This window comes from bacterium, from assembly GCA_040753085.1.
Lineage (GTDB): Bacteria > UBA9089 > JASEGY01 > JASEGY01 > JASEGY01 > JASEGY01.
The window spans coordinates 1-6,816 of sequence record JBFMHI010000148.1 but is presented as its reverse complement, the minus strand read 5'-3'; the positions used below and the strand labels follow the sequence as shown (position 1 = coordinate 6,816).

Annotated in this window: 4 protein-coding genes; all 4 read right to left on the bottom strand. The window is 49.5% G+C overall.

Annotation, left to right across the window (positions count from 1 at the left end; all coding sequences use genetic code 11):
• Positions 1 to 30 precede the first annotated feature (30 nt).
• The 4 genes from purL to AB1797_11995 all read right to left on the bottom strand — a co-directional run bounded on the left by purL (position 31) and on the right by AB1797_11995 (position 6,600).
• Positions 31 to 2,268, bottom strand: a complete 2,238-nt coding sequence (gene purL / locus AB1797_12010) for a phosphoribosylformylglycinamidine synthase subunit PurL (protein ID MEW5768322.1) — start codon at positions 2,266 to 2,268, stop codon at positions 31 to 33.
• 635 nt (positions 2,269 to 2,903) lie between these two features.
• On the bottom strand, positions 2,904 to 4,166 hold the full coding sequence (locus AB1797_12005; protein ID MEW5768321.1) for a lipoprotein-releasing ABC transporter permease subunit: 1,263 nt from the start codon (positions 4,164 to 4,166) through the stop codon (positions 2,904 to 2,906).
• Entirely contained in the window at positions 4,138 to 6,021 is a 1,884-nt protein-coding gene (locus tag AB1797_12000; GenBank protein MEW5768320.1) for a UbiD family decarboxylase, read from the bottom strand. Before AB1797_12000 ends, AB1797_12005 begins: the two co-directional genes overlap by 29 nt.
• 24 nt (positions 6,022 to 6,045) lie before the next feature.
• Positions 6,046 to 6,600 (bottom strand): UbiX family flavin prenyltransferase, encoded by a 555-nt coding sequence (locus AB1797_11995; protein MEW5768319.1) that lies wholly within the window; start codon positions 6,598 to 6,600, stop codon positions 6,046 to 6,048.
• Positions 6,601 to 6,816: the final 216 nt, after the last annotated feature.

The window sequence follows — 6,816 nt, the reverse complement described above, 5'->3', positions numbered from 1 at the left end:
CGAACACGCGGGCGAAGCCCGCCGCGCCGTTCAGCCGACCGCGAAGCGGTCGGCTGAACTTAGTTTTGAGTAGTTACCATCTACTCTGCGCCAGACGGCGGCTAAGTCACCGAGCGGCAGATCTATCAGATCATTAATAACCAATCTTTCTCCTCCGACCTGTCCAATGACCCGGAAGGGGATCCTATTTTCCCTGGCAATATGCTCCAGAGCCGAAAGATTCTCCTCAGCTAAGGCAAGTAAAATCCTTGATTGGGATTCCCCGAAGAGGAAAGGAACCGGGAAGAGGTCGGTTCCAGTAAAGATATCCGCTCCCAGGCCGCCCATCAGGCAGCTTTCAGAGAGGGCCACCGCCAGTCCCCCTTCAGCGCAGTCATGGGCGGTGTGAATGATCCCGGCCTGAATCGCCGTCAAGGCGGCGGCATGGACCTGTTTTTCGATTTCCAGGTCTATGGTCGGCGCCCGGCCAGTGACACAGTTATGAATCACCTTTAAATATTCACTCCCTCCAATTTCTTCTTTGGTTTCTCCCAGCAGCACTATTATATCTCCCGGCGAGCAGAATCCAGGCCCTTTCACCAAAGGTTCAGCATTATTTATCAATCCAACCATACCCACTACTGGGCTGGGATAAACAGCCCCCTCCGGCGATTCATTATAAAAACTAACATTGCCGCTTACTACCGGTGTTTCAAGTATCCGGCAGGCCATACTCATCCCCTCGACTACCCGTTGAAACTGCCAATAAATCTCCGGCTTTTCCGGATTGCCAAAATTAAGGCAGTCGGTTACCGCCAGAGGTTTAGCCCCGACACAAACCAGATTCCTGGCGGCTTCAGCCACGGCAATAGCTCCACCCCGAAAGGGATCAAGATAACAATACCGGCCATTGCCGTCAGTGGTAACAGCCACTAATTTTTTTAGCCCTTTAATCCGAAGAAGAGCGGCATCAGCCTGACCGGGAAGGATGACGGTGTTGGTGCCTACCATATGATCATATTGTTCGTATATCCAGGTTTTAGGGGTGATATTAGGCGAGGCCATGAGTTTAAGCAAGACCTGATTGAAGTCTTCTCGACGAGTAATCAGTGAAGGGTCAAGCTGTTGAAGTTTATCTTGATAGTGGGGTCGAGTGCCCTCTTTCTCATAAATCGGAGCAGCCTCAGTTAATGCCTTGACCGGAACCTCGGCCACCACTACCTCTCCGTCTTTCACCCTGAGCATCCCGTCTCTGGTTACCTTCCCAACGGCTACTGAGTTTAAATCCCATTTGGCCAGAATCTCCTTAGCTATATCTTCGGTCCCTTCCTTGATACAAAAAAGCATCCGTTCCTGAGACTCAGAGAGCATAACCTCGTAAGGGGTCATGCCTTCTTCTCTTCGGGGAACAAGGGAAACATCTATTTCTATCCCGCTTTCTCCACGGGAAGCCATTTCAGAAGATGAGCTGGTCAGGCCGGCAGCTCCCATATCTTGCAGACCAATTACCCCTCCATTCCGGGAGGCCGCTTGAAGCACTTCCAAACATGCCTCAAGGAGGAGTTTTTCCGTAAAGGGATCACCTATCTGAACCGAAGGCCGGTCCTGATGAGAATCATCTCTCAGTTCAGCCGAGGCAAAAGTGGCCCCGTGAATGCCGTCTCGACCGGTAGTAGCACCCACATAAAGCAAGGTATTTCCCTCTCCTGAAGCGATGGCCTTAACTAAAGAAGATATTTCCACTACGCCCACACACATGGCATTAACCAGGGGATTCTCCTGATACGGTTTTTCAAAATAGACCTCTCCTCCCACCGTAGGAATACCCATACAATTACCATAGGAAGCTATACCGGCCACTACTCCTTTGAGCAGGTATTGGGTTCGAGGATTATCCGACTCTCCAAAACGAAGGGAATTAAGGAGACAGATCGGTCTGGCGCCCATGGCAAAAATATCTCGAATGATGCCCCCCACGCCGGTAGCTGCTCCCTGAAAAGGCTCCACCGCGCTGGGATGATTATGTGATTCGATCTTAAAGACCAAGCCTAAGCCTTCCCCCAGATCAATTACGCCGGCATTTTCACCCGGCCCCTGTAGGACTAATTTCCCTTGAGTGGGAAAAGACTTGAGCACGGCTTTAGAATTTTTATAACTGCAATGTTCACTCCACATAACAGAAAAGAGGCCCAGTTCAACCAGATTAGGTTCCCGGCCTAAAAGTTCTTTGATTTGAGCATACTCTGCCTCTGAAAGGCCATGTTGGGTAATGAGTTCTTTGGTTATCATAGGCATCTCCTTCATCTGGTAGTCTGGGGTCTGGTAGGTGGAACAGCGGGCCACTACTCAGCTACAAAGCCACTAAGGCACGAAGAGAATTTTGTAATCTTTGTGCCTTAGTGGTTGAGTAGTTACAACAGCGGGCCACCAGACACCCGGTCGCCCGAGGGCTATTTGTAAATGGCCGAAACGATGATCAAGGGCTACGGATAAAAGACCACAAAGGCCGCCGACACTTTCACTTCCCGCCTTAAACGATTAAGGAAATTGATCCCCCTCTGGGTATCTTATACTCGATGTTCAAGTTTTTTACGGCAAAGTTGGCATATTTCTTACTGTGAAATAATTAGCCTAACCTTGCGCTATTCGCAACTATTCAGACACAGATGGACACGGATGAAACACTGATTTTTTTTAATATTGGATATTCCAATTCTACTGAATGTTTCCGTTGTAATCAACCTTACCAACTCATCTACACTAAGACCAGTTTGTCTGATAATTGCGCCTAAGGTCCCTCTATCCAATTCTTTGTGGTCAGGAACGACTATCTGGCCGAATTCAGTTGGCCTTGACATCTCTTTGGTAGTGTAATATAACTTAAGAATAATGTCAACTTAAAAAGTTAGAGGCGATGTATCTGCTCATTCATACCGCAAGGCCTTCACCGGGTCCAGGCGCGCGGCCGCCCAGGCCGGATACAAGGTCGAAAGAACACTCAAGCCCAGAGCGGCCACCACAATGATAAAAACATCCGTATAGTCTATCTGCACAGGCAGGGTGCTAATATAATACACGTCACTGGGAAGTTTGACAAATTGATATTGTTGAAGTAATTCACAACCAGCCATACCACCTAATAATCCTATTATTACCCCAGACAGACCGATAAACAACCCTTCCAACATGAAAATAGCCATTATACTTTTGGCCTTTGAGCCCATTGACTTGAGAATCCCGATCTCTCTGGTCTTTTCCATAACAATCATAATCAGGGTGCTAGCAATATTAAAGGCAGCCACGAATACGATTAGGGTAAGCAGAATAAACATAACGGTCTTTTCCAGCTTCAGGGCTGAAAATAGATTTCTGTTTGTCTCCTGCCAGGTGCGGACCCAATAAGGTCCTTTCAGCCCATTTTCTATCTGAGAAGCTATTTCAGAAGCCTGATAGATATTGGATATTTTAACCGCAATCCCACTCACGGCTTCTGGGAGGTGAAATAAGTTCTGAGCATCTTTTAGAGAGACATAGCCCAGAGAGGAATCATATTCATACATCCCCGAGGCGAATATCCCACCGACCTTGAATTTATCTACCCGAGGAACCATAGCCAGAGCAGGCGTTGATTCATCCAGGAGAAGGTCCCTTTCCCGGGGTGAGAAGACATTCACCTCATCCCCCAGCTTAAGTCCCAATTCTCTGGCCAACTCCCGTCCCACAAGGATTCCTCGGCCGTCAAAATCCATGGTGCCATCGGTAATCTGTGAGGATAAAATAGTTACCTTTGATTCGAGCCTTGGTTCTATTCCCCGCACTACCACCCCTTTGGTGCCATATTTGGTGCTTAAGATAACCTGACCTTCAATAAAAGGAGCAGCCGCGATAATATCGGCCTCTTTAAGGGTATTCAGCAGAGACTGATAACCCATAATGGGCGTCCCACCCGGCCCTAACACATAAAGATGGGCCTTATTCCCCAGGATCTTGTGCTTCAGGTCATGTTCAAAACCATTCATCACCGCCAGCACAATGATCAGGGCACTTACCCCCAGGGCAACCCCGGCCACAGAGATAAGACTGATCACCGAAATGAATCGCTCTTTTTGTTTTGATCGTAAATGCCTTAAGGCGATAAAGAGTTCATAAAGCATCTCACTACACCCAATATTTCTCCCAATTATCATCCACCCGTTTGACGACGTCCGAATCCATCTCTAATGGTTGAGGATACCCCGGCTTCCAGGTGGCATCAATCCCCATTAATCCCTGATACAAGGGAGAAATCCCCTTCCAAGATTGTTGAGTAAACAGGATATCCCGCTCTCCGTCAAACCGGGTAAAAATGCCCCAGAGGAGTTCTTCTTGATTGCGAATATCCACATCCGGACTGACTGCCGCCGCTATTCGGATTTGAGATTCGGAAATGGGATGCTGCATCAGCCTTTGCAACAGATGGCGGATGGCGGATGGCGGATTGCGGATTGCAGATTGCAGATTTCCTTCTGTATTCTGTGGTCTGTGCGCTATGCTTTGATTTACCTTAATAGCCAACAGGGTCTCCTCCCAGAGATGAACATCCAATATCTCGGGGAATTCAGCCTTAAGGGAGAGGACTTTTCCCTCATCCCAGAATGATTCTTTCCTCTTTTGGGACTCTTGCTCTCCGATTCCCAGCGTAGCGTCGATGATTATCTTGCTCCCCAGATTCATCCGGCGGCTGGTGAAATCTAAGGTATCTAACGGTACACCCGGCAGCAGCAGGAAATCACAGGCTGGATTAAAATTCATCCGAATCTCCCTTAATACCGTCCTAAAGTCTTTTGGATCCACCTGAGGCGATACCAGAATAATACACTTGGATAGGGAAAGTTGTCCCTCACCCATCAGGGAAAGGGCGGTTTTGACGGCCTCCTTGGGGTAGCGCTCCTCTACGGCGACTACCAGGAGGTTATGAAATCCCGCCTCATAATAGGCCCAAACCGAGCGGAGTTCGGGATGAATCAATCTGAGCAAAGGGGAGAGTATTTCCTGGAGGGCCTCCCCGAGGTATTTATCTTCTTTAGGGGGCTTACCCACCACCGAGGCGTGATAAATAGGATTTCGCCGGCGGGTGACCTTCTTTACTTGAAATACAGGGAACATAGCTGGGGGTGAATAGTGGCCAAAGTGGTCCCCAAAAGGCCCTTCCAGCCGCCTTTCTTTCGGAAGGACCACGCCTTCCAGGACAAATTCCGCCCCGGCCGGCACCCAGAAGCCCACTGTTTTCCCTCGCACTACGGGGGTAGGACTTCCCCGCAAGAAACCGGCAAAGGCCATTTCGTCTATTCCCTCAGGAAGCGGAGCCGCGGCTGCCAGACACAGGGCAGGGTCGGCTCCCACCGCTATGGCTACTTCCAGAGGCTGTTCGGCCTTTTCAGCCGTATGGTAATGAAACCCGCCTCCCTTTTGGATTTGCCAATGCATTCCCGTAGAATCTTTGGAAAAGACCTGCATCCGGTAGATACCTACGTTGTATCGGCCATCAGCCGGGCTGGCCGTAATTACCAAGGGGAAGGTAAAAAATCGGCCCGAGAAATTGGCTGGAGCCGAGGGGTCAGCACTTCCATCTTCAGGCCAACATTGTAATACCGGTAATCGGGTAAGATCTGGCTCTTCCACTACCTCTTGAGATACCCCATATCTACGCTTGGCCTGGCGGAAGGCCGCCAGCCGGCGCCAAAGACCTCTCAATTGCCACATTCCCTTGAGACTGGGAGGATTAAGCCGGGATATGGTCTCCACCAGCCGCTCTCCCAGTTCATCTGGAGATTCGCCTAAACATAAACGGATTCGATTTTCACTGGCAAAAACATTAATGGCCAGAGGGAAATCCGCACCCCGAACGTCTTCGAAGATAAGCGCCGGCTTGCCTTCCTTCAATGCCCTGGAGGCAATCTCGGTGATCTCCAGCCGGGAATCCACCGGATGCAGAATTCGTATGGCTTCACCCTGTTTTTCCAAAAAAAGCAGGAACTCTCTCAAAGATAAAAAACCCTTCATCACCACGCTTCCTTAGGCACTTAATCATTCCAATTCCTCTTCCCGCCAGCCTTTGGAGCTTTCCAGACCTAAAATTTGGAGGACCTTGTCCACAAAACCCCCGGCCAGATCCTCTATGGATGAGGGATGAATGTAAAAAGGAGGGGAAATGGGCATGATGGTGACCCCGATTCGACTTAACTTGAGACAGTTTTCGAGGGCCAGAGCAGAAAGCGGGGTCTCCCTGGGACAAAGCACCAGACGCCGGCCCTCTTTAATAGCCACCTGAGCCACACGAGTAATAAGGTTGTCCCCAATGCCATTGGCAATCTTTCCCAAAGTGGAAATCGTGCACGGAAGGATGAGGCAGGCATCGAAGGAATTGGAACCGGAGGCCAGAGGCGAGGTCATCTCCTCATTGGAGAAGATATGTTTCACCCACGTCTTAAGGTCCTCCTCAGAAACTCCCAATTCCTCCTTTAAGACATACTTACCCCAGTGACTTAAGATGAGAAATTTCTCAGCGGTGGTACACTTCTCCAAGAACTTGACGGCGTATAAGGCCCCCGTAGCCCCAGTAATACCCAACACAATCCTCATTTTCATATCAGTTGAGGGCCGAGAGTTGAGAGCTGAAAAGTCTCAATTCTCTCCTCTCTACTCTTTATTCTCCACTCTCAACTCAGTAGGATATAGGGTAGAGTAGAGAACTGGCGAGTTACCCTCTCCAATAGCCTTAGGTGTCCTGCAATCTGTTTGCTCCCCGTTTCCAGGGAGTGCCTTAGGTACAGGCCGCCATCCACCGTAGTACTGGGT